The following is a 15,961-nucleotide window of genomic DNA, read 5'->3' as shown; positions in this document are numbered from 1 at the left end:
GGCCGACGAGGAGGAGCCATGGCCCACCGCGACCGTGTCAACAACCGGAAACATGACGCTGACGCCGCTGCAACATCACCCGCGTACGGTGACCTCATGATGCACAGCCCCGCGCTCGGCACCCACGTGGTGGTCGTCGGCGCGGGCATGGTCGCCCACCGCTTCGTCGAGAGCCTGCTCACCCGAGCCGGCGACGAGTGGCGGGTGACGCTCATCGGCGAGGAGGACCGCCCGCCGTACGACCGCGTGGGGCTGACCGGCTTCTTCAGCGGCGCCTCGGCGGCCGACCTCGAACTCGAGCGCACCGTGCTCGAGGACCCGCGCGTCCGCTTCCTGCGCGGCGACGCGGTCACCCGCATCGACCGCCAGGCCCGGCGCGTGACCACCCGCAGCGGCACCAGCGTCGCGTACGACCGGCTCGTGCTCGCGACGGGATCGTACGCCGCCCGCCTGGCCGTGGACGGCTTCGGGCTCGAGGGCTGCTTCGTGTACCGCACCCTCGACGACGTCGAGAAGCTCGAGGCGTTCGTCCAGCGCCGCTCCGCGGAGCTCGGCCGCCCGCTCGTCGGCACCGTCATCGGCGGAGGACTGCTGGGCCTCGAGGCGGCCGGGGCGCTGCAGGGGCTGGACGTGGACTGCACGGTCGTCCAGTCCTCCGATCGGCTGATGTCGGCGCAGCTCGACCTCCCCGCGGGCGACGCCCTCCGGCGACTCATCGAGTCCCGGGGCATCGCGGTGAAGACCCGGACGGTCACCACACGGCTCGATCCCGACCGCACCGGCCAGGTCGCGGGACTGGAGTTCCAGGACGGCTCGTACGACCGGACGGACGTGGTCGTCTTCACGGTGGGGGTCCGCCCGCGCGACGAGCTCGCGCGGACCGCAGGCCTGGACGTGCACCAGCGCGGCGGCATCCTCATCGACGCCGGCTGCCAGACGTCGGATCCCCGCGTCCTCGCGATCGGCGAGGTCGCCAACTACGACGGCCTGTGCGTCGGCCTGGTCGCCCCGGGCTACGCGATGGCCGAGGTCGCGGCTACGCGGCTGCTCGGCGGCGAGGCATCCTTCCCCGGCTACGATCTGTCGACCAAGCTCAAGCTCTCCGGCGTGGATGTGGCGAGCTTCGGCGACGCCTTCGCCGAGACGCCCGGTGCACTGGACGTCACCTACGCCGATCCCGTGGCCGGGGTCTACAAGAAGCTCGTCCTGTCCGACGACGCGAAGACGCTGCTCGGGGGGATCCTCGTCGGCGACGCCTCCGCGTACGGATCGCTGCGGCCGCTCGTGGGCGGCGCGCTCGGCGGCGATCCCGCCGCCTATCTCATGCCCGAAGGCGGTGTGGCCGCGCCCACCGGGGACCTCCCCGACGAGGCGCTGGTCTGCTCCTGCAACAGCGTGACCGCCGGCGCCATCCGTCACGCGGTCCACGAGGAGGGCTGCACCGACGTCGCAGGTATCAAGGCGTGCACGAAGGCGGGAGCCGCCTGCGGCTCGTGCGTGATGATGGTCAAGAAGATCGTCGGCACCGAGCTCGCGAAGACCGGTGCGGCACTGAGCAACGCGCTGTGCGAGCACTTCGACATGTCGCGCCGCCAGCTGTTCGACGCGGTGCGCGTCTCCGGTCTCACCACGTTCAGCGCCGTCATCGAGCGCTTCGGCACCGGTCGCGGCTGCGACATCTGCAAGCCGGCGCTCGCCAGCATCCTGTCCACGCTCGTGCGCGGCCACGTGCTCGACGGCGAGAACGCGACGCTGCAGGACACCAACGACCACGTGATGGCGAACCTGCAGAAGGACGGCAGCTATTCGGTGGTGCCGCGCATCCCGGGCGGCGAGATCACGCCGGAGGGGCTCCTGGTCATCGGCCAGGTCGCGAAGGACTTCGGCCTGTACACCAAGATCACCGGCGGACAGCGCATCGACATGTTCGGCGCCCGCCTGGAGCAGCTGCCCGACATCTGGCAGCGCCTCGTCGAGGCGGGGTTCGAGTCCGGGCACGCCTACGGCAAGTCGCTGCGCACGGTGAAGTCGTGCGTCGGATCCACGTGGTGCCGCTACGGCGTGCAGGACTCCGTGGGCATGGCGGTCCAGCTGGAGCTGCGCTATCGCGGCCTCCGCTCGCCCCACAAGATCAAGCTGGGCGTCTCGGGCTGCGCCCGGGAGTGCGCCGAGGCGCGAGGCAAGGATGTCGGCGTTATCGCGACCGAGGCCGGCTGGAACATGTACGTCGGCGGCAACGGCGGCTTCACGCCGCGCCACGCGGTGCTGCTGGCCGAGGGGCTCAGCGACGAGGAACTGCTCACCGCGATCGACCGGTTCCTGATGTACTACATCTTCACCGCGGACCGCCTCCAGCGCACGGCGCCGTGGTTCGAGGATCTGGACGGGGGCATCGACGGCCTTCGCGCCGTGATCTTCGACGACAGCCTCGGCATCTGCGCGGATCTGGATGCCGCGATGGCCGCGCACCTGGAATCGTACGAGGACGAGTGGAAGGCGACGCTCGAGGACCCCGAGAAGCTGCGCCGCTTCGCCTCGTTCGTGAACGCCCCGAAGACCCCCGACCCGTCACTGGCCTACACCGCCGAGCGCGGACAGCCCCGACCTGCCACCGAGGACGAGCGGGCCGACTCGCGCGTGCTCATCGCCGGCACGACACTGGAGGTGCGCCGATGACCCTCGTCGACCCGCAGACGACCGAGTACACCGCACCTCCCGGATGGGTGCGCGTGTGCGAACTGGCCGACCTCGAGATCGAGCGCGGGCGCGCCGCGCTCCTGGGCGGGACCCAGATCGCCCTCTTCCTGCTCCGCGGCCCGGACGGCACGGGCGGCCGCGTCCACGCGGTGTCGAACCTCGACCCGTACAGTCGCGCGCACGTCATCTCGCGCGGGATCGTCGGAACGCGCCAGGACATCCCGACGGTCGCGTCGCCGATGTACAAGCAGGTGTTCGACCTTCGCACCGGCGCCTGCCTCGACACGCAGGGCAAGGAGCCGATGAGCCTGCACGTGTGGCCGGTGTCCGTCGACGGCGGGCACGTGCACGTGCGCTGGGAGGACGAGGTATGAGCGTCGGCCGCGTCGACCTGATCGGCGGCGGACCGGGGCCCCTGGACCTGCTCACCGTGCGCGCCTGGCGGCTGCTCACGCGTGCGGACGTCATCGTCATGGACCGGCTGGGGCCCACCGACATCCGCGAGCATGTCGGGCCGGAGGTCGAGATCATCGACGTCGGCAAGCATCCCGGCCACCACCCGGTGCCGCAGGAGGAGATCAACGAGCTGCTGGTCGCCCGGGCGAAGACGGGCAAGCACGTCGTCCGCCTGAAGGGCGGCGACCCCTTCGTGTACGGGCGGGGCGGCGAGGAGGTCGCCGCGTGCCTGGCCGCCGGCATCCCGGTCGACGTCGTGCCGGGCATCTCGAGCGCCATCGCCGTGCCCCAGGCCGCCGGCATCCCCGTCACCCATCGCGGCGTGGCGGGCGCGGTGCACATCGTCAACGGCCCCGCCGAGGTCACCGCGGCCACTCTCGCGGCGATGCGCGACGACGCCGTGACGACCGTGATCCTCATGGGCGTCGGAGCCCTCCCCCGCATCGTCTCGGACGCGCTGCACGCGGGCGTCCCGGCGGACCGGCCCGTGGCCATCGTCGAACGCGGCCACCACCGCGATCAGCGGACGACACGCAGCACGCTGGGCGCGGTCGTGCTCGACGCGGGCGTCGCCGGCGTCCGCAACCCCGCCGTCATCGTCGTGGGCGAGGTCGCCCGCGCCGGGCTGCTGCTTCCCGACCGCCAGCTGGCAGGTGACACCGTCCGTTGAGCTCCACCACCCGCCCCACCCTCTCGGCCGCGCTCGACGGCTGCACGATCGTCATCGCCGTCGACCGTCGCTCGCTCGAGCTGGCAGCCGCACTCGAGCGACACGGCGCGCAGGTGCGCCACGCGCCCGCGCTGACGATCGTCCCCCACATCGACGACGACGCGCTCATCGCCGCCACGCAGGAGCTCATCGCGCGTCCCCCCGACATCGTCGTCGCCACTACCGGCGTGGGCTTCCGCGGCTGGATGGAGGCGGCCGACGAGGCCGGGCTCCTCGACGAGCTGCACGACGCGCTCGCCGGGGCGCAGATCGTCGCCCGCGGCCCCAAGGCCCGGGGTGCGATCCAGCAGGCCGGGCTCACGGCGGACTGGGTGGCCGAGTCCGAGACGTCCGCCGAGCTCGGCGAGTACCTCCTGGCCGAGGGCATCGCGGGCCGCCGCGTCGCGGTGCAGCATCACGGCTCGGGTGCCGACGGGCTGGATGAGCTGTTCCAGCGCGCCGGCGCCGACGTGGTGAGCCTCACCGTCTACCGCTGGGGGCCACCGCCGGACCCGGCGGCGGTGTCGCGGTCCGTCGTCGCGGCGGCGCACGGCGAGGTCGACGCCGTCCTGTTCACCTCGGCACCGGGCGCCGCCGAGTGGCTCGCGGCGGCACGGCAGGAGGGGATGCTCGAGGCGATCCTCGAGCGCGACGCCGAGGGCCGCCTGCTGATGGCAGCGGTCGGGCCGATCACGGCCGGCCCGCTGCTCGACGCCGGCCTCGAGCCCCTCATCGCCGAGCGCGGCCGGCTCGGCTCGCTGGTGCGGGCGGTCGTCACGCACTTCGGCGGCGGCGGCGCGGCATCGCTCCCCACCTCCGCCGGCCGCCTCGAGCTCCGCAGCACGGGCATCGTGCTCGACGGCCGCCACATCGCGCTGTCGCGCAGCGCGACCGACATCGTCGGCGTGCTCTTCGACGCGCACGGCGGCGTCGTGTCGCGCCATCGCCTGCAGACGGCGCTGCCGCGCTCGGGGGAGAACACCCACGCGGTCGAGATGGCCGTCGCACGCCTCCGCGAGTCGCTGGGCGTGCCGGACCTCGTCAAGACGGTCGTCAAGCGCGGCTACCGGCTCAACGTCATCGATCCGGCGTGAGCGGACCGGTCGCCGGGACGCGCCGCCGCTACGACGCGGCGTCGGGCTCCGGCAGCAGGTCGGGCCGGTGCGCACGCGTGCGCGCGAGGCTCTGCTCGCGCCGCCAGGCCGCGATGGCCCCGTGATTCCCGCTGAGCAGCACGGGCGGCACCTCCAGCCCGCGCCACTGCGCGGGCTTGGTGTAGCTGGGGTACTCCAGCAGTCCCAGCTCGTGCGACTCCTCGACGAGGCTCTCGGGATTGCCCACGACGCCGGGGATCAGCCGCGAGACCGCCTCGATCACGGCCATGGCGGCGACCTCCCCGCCGTTGAGGACGTAGTCGCCGAGACTCACCAGCCGCACGCGTCCGCGCTCGGCGTAGTGGTCCACGACGCGCTGGTCGATGCCCTCGTACCTCCCGCAGGCGAACACGAGGTGCTCCTCCTGGGCGAGCTCGCGCGCCATCGGCTGCGAGAACAGCTCCCCCGCCGGGGACGGCACCAGCAGCACGGCGTCGTCGGTGAGCACCGCGTCCAGCGCCTCGCCCCACGGCTCCGGCTTCATCACCATGCCGGCCCCGCCGCCGTACGGCGTGTCGTCGACCGTGCGATGACGGTCGTGCGTCCAGTCCCGCAGGTCGTGGACGTGCATCTCCAGGATGCCGCGGTCACGGGCCTTGCCGATCAGCGAGACGCCCAGCACGTCGAAGAACGTCGGGAAGATCGTGACGATGTCGACGCGCATGCCTCCGAGTCTAGGAGGCGCGCGTGTTTCGGACGTGTGTCGCGGCACCCACCGCGGGAGGCGCCGGACGGTGATCGAGAAGTGACCGGGAAGTAACCGCGCGGGCAGACGGGCCGAAACACCCCGTTCCTAGCGTGGAAGCACACTCACCCCCAGTGTCAGCTCACCTCAGGGAGGCGCCATGACAACCACCGTGACCCCGTCCACGACCCATACCGACGCACCGCCCCGGTCCATCGCCCCGGCCGACGCGCCGGTCGCCCTCACTCATCGACCCGGACGCTGGATCGACGGCTGGAACGCCGAGAACCCGGCGTTCTGGAAGGCCGAGGGGCGTGCGATCGCACGCCGCAACCTCGGCTGGTCGATCTTCGCCGAGTTCCTGGGCTTCATCATCTGGCAGCTGTGGAGCATCGTCGTCGTGATGCTCCCGGCCGCGGGCTTCCAGCTGACCAGCTCGGAGTCGTTCTGGCTCATCTCCCTCCCGAGTCTCGTGGGCGCCACGCTCCGCTTCCCGTACACGTTCATGGTCGCGATCTTCGGCGGCCGCAACTGGACGATCGTCTCGGCCGCGCTCCTGCTCATCCCGGCCGTGCTCCTGGGCATCGTCGTGTCCAACCCCGAGACGCCGTTCGGCGTCCTCCTGCTCGTCGCCGCCCTCGGCGGCGTCGGCGGCGGCAACTTCGCCAGCTCGATGGCCAACATCACGTACTTCTTCCCGCAGAAGGAGAAGGGCTGGGCCCTCGGCCTGAACGCCGCCGGCGGCAACCTCGGCACGTCGGTCGCCCAGTTCGCCGTGCCGATCGCTGTGACCATCGGCGCCGGGGCGACGCTGAACATCTCGCTCGCCGGCTGGATGTGGATCCCGCTGATCCTGCTGGCGATGTTCGGCGCGTGGCGCTACATGGACAACCTCTCGTCCGCGAAGGCCGACTTCGCGGGGTCCGCGGCGGCCCTCCGCGAGCCGCACCTGTGGGTCATGGCGGTCCTGTACATCGGGACGTTCGGATCGTTCATCGGTTTCGCGAGCGTCTTCCCGAAGCTCATCGCCGACCAGTTCCCGGCGCTGTCGACCATCCAGGTCGGCCAGGCGGCGATCTCGCTGGCCTTCCTCGGCGCCCTCGTCGGCTCGCTGGCCCGTCCGTACGGGGGCAGGCTCGCCGACCGTTTCGGCGGCGCGCGTGTGACCGTCGGCGCCTTCGCGGTGATGGCTCTGGGCGCGCTGGCGCTCATCCTGACGATGCCGCTGCGCAACTTCGCCGTGTTCCTGGCGTGCTTCCTCGTGCTGTTCGCCGCGACCGGAATGGGCAACGGCTCGACCTACCGCATGATCCCGAGCATCTTCGCGGCCCGCTCCCTCGCGCGAGGCGACGAGCCGGGGTCGCCGGAGGCGACCAGGATGATGCGCAAGGCCGCGGCCGCCCTCGGCCTGATCTCCGCGATCGGCGCCTACGGCGGGTTCCTCGTGCCGCAGGTGCTCAACGCCTCGCAGCTGGCGACGGGCGGCTACACCGCGGCGTTCGCCGGGTTCGTCGCCGCGTACGTCGCGCTGCTGCTCGTGACGGTGCTCGTCTACGTCGTCCCCCGGGCCTCGCTGGCGAAGCAGCGCATCTGACGCGACACCACAAGATGAGCGGATGCCTCGGCCGAGGCATCCGCTCATCTTCGTGCTGCCCCCGCGCCCGTGGGGACGAGGCGGTCCTCAGTACACGTCGCGGGCGTAGCGGCCGTCGGCCGCCAGGGCGCGGACGTACTCCGTCGCCGCGTCCTCGGACAGCTTGCCGTGCTGCTGGGCGATGCCGAGGAGCGTCGCCTCGACGTCCTTGGCCATGCGCGTCGCATCGCCGCACACGTAGACGTGGGCTCCGTCCTCGAGCCAGCGCCAGAGACGCGCACCGTGCTCGACCATGCGGTCCTGGACGTAGATCTTCTGCCGCTGGTCGCGCGAGAAGGCCAGGTCCAGGCGCGTGAGGAAGCCGTCCGCGTGCATCTGCTGCAGCTCCTCGCGGTAGTAGAAGTCCGTCTGGGCGTGCTGCTCCCCGAAGAACAGCCAGTTGCGGCCGGTGTGCCCGTCGGCGCGACGGTCGTGGAGGAATCCGCGGAACGGGGCGATGCCCGTGCCCGGCCCGATCATGATCATGGGCGCATCGGATGCGGCCGGCGGACGGAAGGCGGGCGAGCGCTGCAGGTACACGGGCGCCGCCGTCGCCTCGCCGTCCGCGAGGAACGTCGAGCAGACGCCGCCCCGCGCACGACCCGACTCGGTCTGGAACCGCACCACCGACACGGTGAGCTCGACGGTGCCCGGATCGGTCTTCGGGCTCGACGAGATCGAGTACTGGCGCGGCTGGAGCCGCTTGAGCACGCCGACCCACTCGTCGGCCGACGCGGCGACGCGGAAGTCGCGGACGAGGTCCACGGCCTGCTGGCTCCACAGGAACTGTTCGAGCCGGCCCTTGTTCTCGCGCCGGAGCAGGGCGTTCAGCCCGCTGTCGCCGCTGCGCTCGGCGATGAAGCGGACGAGGTCCAGCGGCGTCCTGGTGATGTCCAGCCGCGTCCGCAGCGCGTCGGCGAACGTGCGCTCCTCGCCGTCGAGCTCGACGATCGTGTTCGGGGCGATCCCGGTGGCCTGGAGCCACTCCGTCACCACACCCGGCGCGTTGGCGCACACGACGCCGAGCGAGTCGCCCGCCTCGTACGTCGCGCCGGACTCCGACAGGTCGAAGCCGATCCGCCGCACCTCCTTCTGCGACCCGGGCCGGCTGAGGAGCTCATTGCGCACCAGGGGCGCGTGCACCGGGTTGGCGCGGGTGAACAGGCGCTTCATGGGGGCCGGAGGTGCGACGACGGATGCCGCAGCCCCCGTCCCCTCCCCCGCCAGCGTCTCGAGGATCTGCGCCAGCCACGCCTCGCGCGGCTCGTCGGCATCGGGCTCGACGTCGACGCGCTCGAGCAGGGCCGTCGCCCCCAGCTCGCCGAGCCGCGCGTCCAGACGCCGGCCGTGACCGCAGAAGTCGTCGTAGCTGGAGTCGCCGAGCGCCAGCACGGCGTAGCGGAGGTCCGAGAGCTCCGGCGCGCCGTCGGCGTTCAGGTCGTGCCACAGTGCCGCGCCGTTGTCGGGCGGGCCGCCGTCGCCGAACGTGGACGTGACGACGAGCAGTCGGCGCACGGCGGTGAGATCGGTCGCGCGCAGCTCCGCCATGCTCCGCGACCGCGCCGGGATGCCGCGCGCCCCGAGGGCGGCGGTCGCGGCCGTGGCGAACTCCTCGGCGTTCCCGGTCTGCGAGCCCCACAGCACGACGACCTCATCGGCATCGCCGGACTGCGGCGTCGCGCCGCCGACGGAGGCGCGCGAGAACGCGCCGGCGAGCACGCCGTCGAACCAGGCGCGCGCGAGCGCCCCCAGCGGCGCCTCGGCCGGCAGCACCGGCACCTCACCGGGCGCGAGCGCCACCGACCGCACCGTCGACAGGAAGCCCGCCAGATAGGCGCCCTCGGTGTCGCTCAGCGGGGGTGGCGCGAGGGGCACGCCCGCCTGGGCCAGCGCCTCGTCGGCGGAGGCCGTCGACGGCTCGGCGGCGCCGGCACCGGGCCCGACGCGGCGCAGCGACACAGCGGCGACCTTGAGCTCCGGCTGCGCCGACATCGGGTCCACCGCGTCGTTGGTCACGGCGTTCACGGTGACGTACTCGCCGTGCTCGTCGTTCCAGTGGAACGGGGCGAACAGACTGCCGGGCTGGACGCGATCGGTGAGCACCGCCGGCACGACGAACCGGCCGCGGCGCGATGCGACCTCGACCTGGTCGCCGTCCGAGATGCCGTGACGCTCGGCGTCGAACGGGTGCACCTCGACGAACGGTCCAGGGTGCAGCTTGGCGAGCTTGGCCACCCGGCCCGTCTTGGTCAGGGTGTGCCAGTGATGCGGCAGGCGTCCGGTGTTGAGCACCCACGGGTAGTCGTCGTCGGGCAGCTCCGCCGGATCGAGGTGCGGACGGGCGAGGAACTGCGCGCGCCGCGACGGCGTCGCGAAGGCCAGCCGCGGCACCGTGCCGTCGTCCTCGACGTGGAGGGACTGGCTGACGCCGTCGTTCACATACCGGATCGGATGACGCGTCGCGGGGTCGCCGGGCGGGGCGGGCCACTGCACCGGCGTCTCGCGGAGGCGCTCGTAGGTGACCCCGCGCAGGTCCCAGCCGGTCTGCGGGTTCCAGAACCGGCGGATCTCGTCGAAGACCTCGGCGCTGGAGGCGAAGTCGAAGCCGTCGAATCCCATCGCCTGCGCGATGCGGCAGATCAGCAGCCAGTCCGGCTGCGCGTCGCCCGGAGCGGGCACGACGTCCCGCACCAGGGTGAGGGTGCGGTCGCTGTTGACCGTGACGCCGTCCGCCTCCACCCAGAGGGTCGCGGGGAGGAGGATGTCGGCGTATGCCGTGGTGGCCGTCTCGGTGTAGACGTCCTGCGCGATGACGAGCTCCGCGCTCTCGAGCGCCTCGATCACGGTCCTGCGGTTGGCGACGGAAGCGACCGGGTTGCTGCAGACGATCCACAGCGCCTTGATCTCGCCCTCGGCGGCGCGACGGAACATGTCGATGGTCCCGGAGCCCGACTCCGCGCGGATCGTCCCCGGCTCCAGGCCCCACACATCCTCGACGAAGGCGCGGTCCGTCGCGCTGAACACCGCGCGCTGGCCGGGCAGGCCGGGCCCCATGTACCCCATCTCCCTGCCGCCCATCGCGTTGGGCTGACCGGTGAGCGAGAACGGGCCGCTGCCCGGGCGGCAGATCGCCCCGGTCGCCAGGTGCAGGTTGCAGATGGCGTTGGTCGACCAGGTGCCGTGCGTGGACTGGTTGAGTCCCATGGTCCACAGGGTCATCCACTCGCCGGCCTCGCCGATCCAGCGCGCGGCGGTGCGGATGTCCTCCTCGGCGAGGCCGGTGATGTCGGCGACGCGATCGGGCGGGTAGTCGGCCAGGAGCGCGGGCATGTGCTCCCAGCCCTCGGTGTGCGCCTCGATGAACTCCTCGTCGATGTCGCCGGCGGCCACGAGCAGATGCAGCAGCCCGTTCAGGAGCGCGAGATCCGTCCCCGAGCGGATCTGCAGGAAGAGGTCGGCCCGGTCCGCCGTCGCCGTCCGGCGCGGGTCGACCACGATGAGCCGCGCGCCCTGTTTCAGCCGATCCGCCATACGCAGGAAGAGGATCGGATGGCAGTCCGCGGTGTTGGACCCGATGACGAAGAAGAGGTCCGCCCTGTCGAAGTCCTCGTACGACCCGGGCGGGCCGTCGGCGCCGAGCGACTGCTTGTAGCCGGTGCCGGCCGATGCCATGCACAGTCGTGAGTTCGACTCGATGTGGATGCCGCGCAGGTACCCCTTCACGAGCTTGTTGGAGAGGTACTGCGCCTCCATGCTCATCTGGCCCGATACGTACAGCCCGATAGCGTCGGGGCCGTGCTCGTCGAGGATGGCCCGCAGGCGGGCGGCGGCATCCGTGACCGCATCGGTCAGCAGGACGGGCTCGGCGGGCTCGCCCCGGGCCGGTCGGATATGCGCCGACGTCATGCGGCCGGGGGCCTGCATGAGCTCGGCGTGCGTGGCTCCCTTGGTGCAGAGGCGTCCGGCGTTCGTCGGATGCTCGCGGTCGCCCACGACTTTCGCGATGGTGAGCGGATGCCCCGCTCCGCCGTCCGCGGTGGTCACCGAGATGCCGCAGCCGACGCCGCAGTAGGAGCACACGGTGCGCACCGGGGAGCGGACTTCGGCCATGTGACCATGGTCGGGCAGAGAGGTTCCGGGACCTTTCCCGCCGTGTTTCCCGCAGATCACATCTGCCGCACGCCCGCCGGGAGAGCGGCGTGAGGGCGGCGTCAGCCGGCGGCGTCGTCGTCCGACCGCGACGGCGTCTCATCGCCCTCGTCGTCGGGGAGCTCCTCGAAGAGGCCGTCCGGCGGCGTGACGATCACGCGGCCGCCGGCGACATCGACCTCGGGGACGATCGCCTTGACAAACGGCACGAGCACCTCGTCCTCGCGGACCTTCACGATGAGGAGGTCCTGCGCCGGGAGGTGGTCCACACGCACGACACGGCCGACGGTCTCGCCGTCGCGCACCACGTCGAGGCCGACGAGCTGGTGGTCGAACCACGCGTCGTCCTCGGCGGGCGAGGACTGGGAGTCCTCGTCGACCCACAAGATCGCGCGGATGAGCTCCTCTGCGGCGGACCGGTCGTCGACGCCCTCGAAGAACGCGACGGGGTGGCTGTTCATCCACCGGAACTCGCGCACCGTCAGCGGCTTGCCGTGCCACGGCGACGACTCCGGCACCTGGAGCGTGAACGTCGCGCCCGGGACGAAGCGTCCGTCGGGATCGTCGGTGTACAGCTCGATCTTGATGGCGCCCTTGAGGCCGTGGGCCTTCACCAGGCGTCCGACGCGTAGCTGCGTCCTGCCGGCGGGGGGAACCGCGTTCACGGGGCGGCGGGCCTCAGGACCCGCTCCCGTGGTGTCTTCGCCTGCCACCTCAGTCGTCCGCCACGTCGACGCGCACGCGGCGTCCGTCGGCGAGGGCGGTGATGAGGGTGCGCAGGGCTTTGGCCGTGCGGCCGCCGCGCCCGATCACGCGACCCCGGTCATCGGGGTGGACGTGCACCTCGAGCACGTCGCCGCGAGGCGACGTGGACGAGTCGATGCGGACGTCGTCCGGGTGATCGACGATCCCCTTGACGACGTGTTCGAGCGCGGCGGCGAGCAACGGATTACTCGGCGGAGTCGGCGGCCTCGTCGGCCGCGTCGGTCGCCTCGGCGGCGGGAGCCTCGGCGGGCTCCTCGGCCTTCTTCTCGGCCTTGGGCTTGACGACCGACTTCTTGGAGGAGTCGACCTCGAACGCGGCCTTCTCGTCGCGCGTCTTCACGGTCGAGACGGCGTCCTTGTCGCCCTTGAAACGACCCCAGTCGCCGGTCAGCTTGAGGATGGCGAGCACCTGCTCGGTCGGCTGCGCGCCGACCGACAGCCAGTACTGCGCGCGGTCGGAGTCGACCTCGATGAACGAGGGCTCCTCGGTGGGGTGGTACTTGCCGATCTCCTCGATGACACGACCGTCGCGCTTGGTGCGCGAGTCGGCCACGACGATGCGGTAGTACGGCGCACGGATCTTGCCGAGACGCTTGAGACGGATCTTGACAGCCACGATTCTCCTGAATGTGTGGAAAGTGATCGAACCGATCGCCTGGAGCGTGGGGTGCACACCCGGCGGAAGCTCTGAAGGGAGGATCTCCGCGCTGGATAGAGGGTCGAGCGGGTGATCCAGCCCTCTATTCTGCCAGACCGCAGGAGCCCCCGCGAACACCCCGCCCCCCAGACCGCAGGAGCCCCCGCGAACACCCCGCCCACCACGTGACGCACCGTGCCGTCAAGCGGACGGGACCGGCGGAACACCGTGCCAGACTGTGCGCATGACGGTGCCCTTCGCGACATCAGCCCGTTCCTCGGTGGGCCTCGAATGGGAGCTGATGCTCGCCGACACCGCGACCGGAGACCTCATCCCCCGCGCTCCGGACGTGCTCGACGCGCTCGAAGACGACTCCGCGCTGGAGCGCTACACAGTCACCGGCGAGCTGCTCACGAACACCATCGAGCTCACCAGCGGCATCGGCGACACGGTCGCGGCCGCCGTCGACGACATCGGCGACGCGATCGCGGCGGTGCGCACGTTCACCGATCCGCACGGCATCGACCTGCTGTGCGCCGGCAGTCATCCGTTCGCGCAGTGGTACCACCAGGCGGTCACCGACAAGACGCGGTACCACAAGCTCATCGAGCGCACCCAGTGGTGGGGACGCAACATGATGATCTGGGGCATCCACATCCATGTCGGCGTCGAGGACGTCAACAAGGTGTTCCCCATCATCAACGCCCTGGCCGTGTACCTGCCGCACCTGCAGGCGCTCTCGGCGTCGAGCCCGTACTGGGCGGGCGAGCGCACGGGCTACGCCTCGAACCGGGCTCTGGTCTTCCAGCAGCTGCCGACCGCGGGGCTCCCGTGGCCCCTGCAGGACTGGCGTGAGTTCGAGGGCTACCTCGACGACATGGTGGGCACGGGCGTGATGGAGGACGCCACCGAGGTGCGCTGGGACATCCGCCCGGCACCGCGCTGGGGAACGATCGAGGTGCGCGCGTGCGACGGGATGTCGACGCTGCCCGAGCTCGCGGCGGTCGCCGCCCTCGTGCAGGTGCTCGTCGAGCATCTCTCCCGCCGGCTGGACGAGGGGCTCGAACTCGAGACCATCCAGCCCTGGTTCGTCCGCGAGAACAAGTGGCGCGCCGCCCGCTACGGCCTGGACGCCCGGGTGATCGTCGATCGCGCGGGCACGCAGCGCCCGGTCGTCGACCACCTGCGCGAGACCCTCGAGCAGGTCCGCGACATCGCGGTCGATCTGAAGTGCGCGCGCGAGCTCGCGGGCATCGACACGATCCTCACGCAGGGCGCGAGCTACGCGCGGCAGCTCGCGGTCGCCGATGCCGCGGACGGCGATCTGCGCGAGGTCGTGCGCCACCTCGTCGGCGAGTTCCGCTCCGGCCCGACGCTGCGCGAGCATCTGGCCACGCTCGGCCACTGACACGGCCGATGCGCGCCGACCGCGCCTGATCCCGCTGTCGTCAGCCGCGTCCGAGCATCTTCTGCAGCTCGGCCAGCTCGGCCTCGCTCGGCACGCCCTTGGCGCCCGCGCCCAGGCCGAAGCCCGACCCCGTCGGCGCCTCGGAGGCCTGTGCGGCGATGCCCGCGTTCTCGGCGGCGCGCTTGGCCGGGTTGCCCGACCGCGAGCCCTTCGCCTTCTGCTGCTTGCCGCGCTTGGACGAGGCGCCGGGACGACCCGCCCCCGGAACCGGGCCCATGCCCGGGATGTTGGGCACGCCGCCACGCGCGACCGTCTTCATCATCTTGGCCGCCTGCTCGAAGCGCTGCACGAGCTGATTGACGTCGGTGACCGTCATGCCCGAGCCCCGCGCGATGCGCAGGCGGCGGGAGCCGTTGAGGAGCTTGGTGTTGCGCCGCTCGGCCGGCGTCATCGAGCGGATGATCGCCTCGGTGCGGTCGATCTCGCGCTCGTCGAAGTCCTCGAGCTGCTGCTTCATCGATCCCATGCCCGGGAGCATCCCGAGCATCTTCTTCATCGAGCCCATCTTGCGCATCTGCTGCATCTGCTCGAGGAAGTCCTCGAGCGTGAACTGCTCGGTCGCAAGCTTCTCGGCGACCTTGAGCGCCTCCTCCTCGTCGAAGGCCTGCTGGGCCTGCTCGATGAGGGTGAGGATGTCGCCGAGGTCGAGGATGCGCGACGCCATGCGGTCGGGGTGGAAGGCCTCGAGGTCCTCGAGGCCCTCGCCGGTGGATGCGAAGATGATCGGGCGGCCGGTGACGGAGGCCACTGACAACGCAGCGCCACCGCGCGCGTCGCCGTCGAGCTTGGACAGGACGACGCCGGTGAAGTCGACGCCCTCCTGAAAGGCCTTGGCCGTGTTGACGGCGTCCTGACCGATCATCGCGTCGATGACGAACAGCACCTCGTCGGGATCGGTGGCCTTGCGGATGTCGGCGGCCTGCTTCATGAGCTCGGCGTCGACGCCGAGGCGACCGGCGGTGTCGATGATGACGACGTCGTGCTGCTGACGGCGCGCGACCTCCACGCCGTCGCGCGCGACCTTCACCGGGTCGCCGACGCCGTTGCCGGGCTCCGGTGCGTAGATGGCGGCGCCGGCACGCTCCGCGACGACCTGCAGCTGGTTGACGGCGTTCGGGCGCTGGAGGTCGGCGGCGATGAGGAGCGGGGTGTGCCCGTCCTTCTCGAGCTGACGCGCGAGCTTGCCGGCGAACGTCGTCTTGCCGGAGCCCTGGAGGCCGGCGAGCATGATCACCGTCGGCGGGTTCTTGGCGAACTGCAGCCGCCGCTGCTCACCGCCGAGGATGGCGACGAGCTCCTCGTTGACGATCTGCACGACCTGCTGCGCCGGGTTGAGCGCCCGGTTGACCTCGTCGCCGAGTGCGCGCTCGCGCACCTTGGCGGTGAAGTCCTTGACGACGGGAAGCGCCACGTCGGCGTCGAGGAGCGCGCGACGGATCTCGCGGACCGTGCCGTCGACGTCCGCGGGCGTGAGCTTGCCCTTGGTGCGGAGGTTGCGGAAGGTCTCGGTGAGCCGGTCGGAGAGAGTGCCGAAAGTCGCCATGATCCCCCGATTCTAACGGCGACGGATGCCATCGCCTCGCGCTCGCCCCCTGCCGGGCCCGGGCG

The 15,961-nt window shown here is 71.5% G+C and carries 12 protein-coding genes; 6 read left to right on the top strand and 6 right to left on the bottom strand.

The genetic code is table 11. From position 1 onward, the window contains the following. Nucleotides 1–96: 96 nt before the first annotated feature. From nirB to ACZBH1_RS14610, 4 genes are read left to right on the top strand one after another with little or no spacing between them, the layout of a single operon-like run. Entirely contained in the window at nt 97–2,676 is a 2,580-nt protein-coding gene (gene nirB, locus ACZBH1_RS14625) for a nitrite reductase large subunit NirB (protein WP_463646800.1), read from the top strand. Continuing rightward, nucleotides 2,673–3,071 (top strand): nitrite reductase small subunit NirD, encoded by a 399-nt coding sequence (gene nirD / locus ACZBH1_RS14620; RefSeq protein WP_463646799.1) that lies wholly within the window; start codon nt 2,673–2,675, stop codon nt 3,069–3,071. The genes nirB and nirD overlap by 4 nt, the downstream gene beginning before the upstream one ends. Continuing rightward, complete coding sequence (gene cobA, locus ACZBH1_RS14615) at nt 3,068–3,823, top strand: uroporphyrinogen-III C-methyltransferase (protein ID WP_452324485.1); 756 nt, start codon at nt 3,068–3,070, stop codon at nt 3,821–3,823. The genes nirD and cobA overlap by 4 nt, the downstream gene beginning before the upstream one ends. Then, on the top strand, nt 3,820–4,956 hold the full coding sequence (locus ACZBH1_RS14610) for a uroporphyrinogen-III synthase (RefSeq protein ID WP_463646798.1): 1,137 nt from the start codon (nt 3,820–3,822) through the stop codon (nt 4,954–4,956). Before cobA ends, ACZBH1_RS14610 begins: the two co-directional genes overlap by 4 nt. 28 nt (nt 4,957–4,984) lie before the next feature. Here ACZBH1_RS14610 and trmD read toward each other — a convergent pair whose 3' ends face one another. Further along, nucleotides 4,985–5,680: a tRNA (guanosine(37)-N1)-methyltransferase TrmD gene (gene trmD / locus ACZBH1_RS14605; RefSeq protein WP_336396933.1), complete on the bottom strand. Its 696-nt coding sequence runs from the start codon at nt 5,678–5,680 to the stop codon at nt 4,985–4,987. Between the two features lie 181 nt (nt 5,681–5,861). On the opposite strand from trmD, the gene ACZBH1_RS14600 reads away from it, so the two are divergent. Continuing rightward, complete coding sequence (locus tag ACZBH1_RS14600; protein ID WP_463646797.1) at nt 5,862–7,295, top strand: MFS transporter; 1,434 nt, start codon at nt 5,862–5,864, stop codon at nt 7,293–7,295. Between the two features lie 87 nt (nt 7,296–7,382). On the opposite strand, the gene ACZBH1_RS14595 is transcribed toward ACZBH1_RS14600, so the two are convergent. From ACZBH1_RS14595 to rpsP, 4 genes are all read right to left on the bottom strand, one after another. Continuing rightward, nucleotides 7,383–11,444: a bifunctional nitrate reductase/sulfite reductase flavoprotein subunit alpha gene (locus ACZBH1_RS14595; RefSeq protein WP_463646796.1), complete on the bottom strand. Its 4,062-nt coding sequence runs from the start codon at nt 11,442–11,444 to the stop codon at nt 7,383–7,385. A 101-nt stretch (nt 11,445–11,545) separates the two neighbouring features. Beyond that, a complete protein-coding gene (gene rimM, locus ACZBH1_RS14590; RefSeq protein ID WP_463646795.1) occupies nt 11,546–12,148 on the bottom strand; it encodes a ribosome maturation factor RimM in 603 nt (200 codons plus the stop codon). A 49-nt stretch (nt 12,149–12,197) separates the two neighbouring features. Then, a complete protein-coding gene (locus tag ACZBH1_RS14585) occupies nt 12,198–12,428 on the bottom strand; it encodes an RNA-binding protein (protein WP_018171095.1) in 231 nt (76 codons plus the stop codon). Nucleotides 12,429–12,432: 4 nt separating this feature from the next. After that, nucleotides 12,433–12,864: a 30S ribosomal protein S16 gene (rpsP, locus tag ACZBH1_RS14580; protein WP_336396929.1), complete on the bottom strand. Its 432-nt coding sequence runs from the start codon at nt 12,862–12,864 to the stop codon at nt 12,433–12,435. Between the two features lie 265 nt (nt 12,865–13,129). Here rpsP and ACZBH1_RS14575 point away from each other — a divergent pair, with 265 nt between their 5' ends. Then, nucleotides 13,130–14,293 carry a glutamate--cysteine ligase gene (locus ACZBH1_RS14575; RefSeq protein ID WP_336396928.1) on the top strand — a complete coding sequence of 388 codons (1,164 nt, stop codon included), beginning with the start codon at nt 13,130–13,132 and terminating at the stop codon, nt 14,291–14,293. Between the two features lie 40 nt (nt 14,294–14,333). Here the strand turns inward: ACZBH1_RS14575 and ffh are convergent, their stop codons facing one another. Continuing rightward, a complete protein-coding gene (gene ffh, locus ACZBH1_RS14570; RefSeq protein WP_452324490.1) occupies nt 14,334–15,896 on the bottom strand; it encodes a signal recognition particle protein in 1,563 nt (520 codons plus the stop codon). Nucleotides 15,897–15,961 lie beyond the last annotated feature (65 nt).

The organism is Microbacterium sp. ZXT2-5, assembly GCF_055329545.1.
The sequence above is the reverse complement of the archived record's forward strand: the minus strand, read 5'-3'. Positions and strand labels throughout refer to the sequence as shown.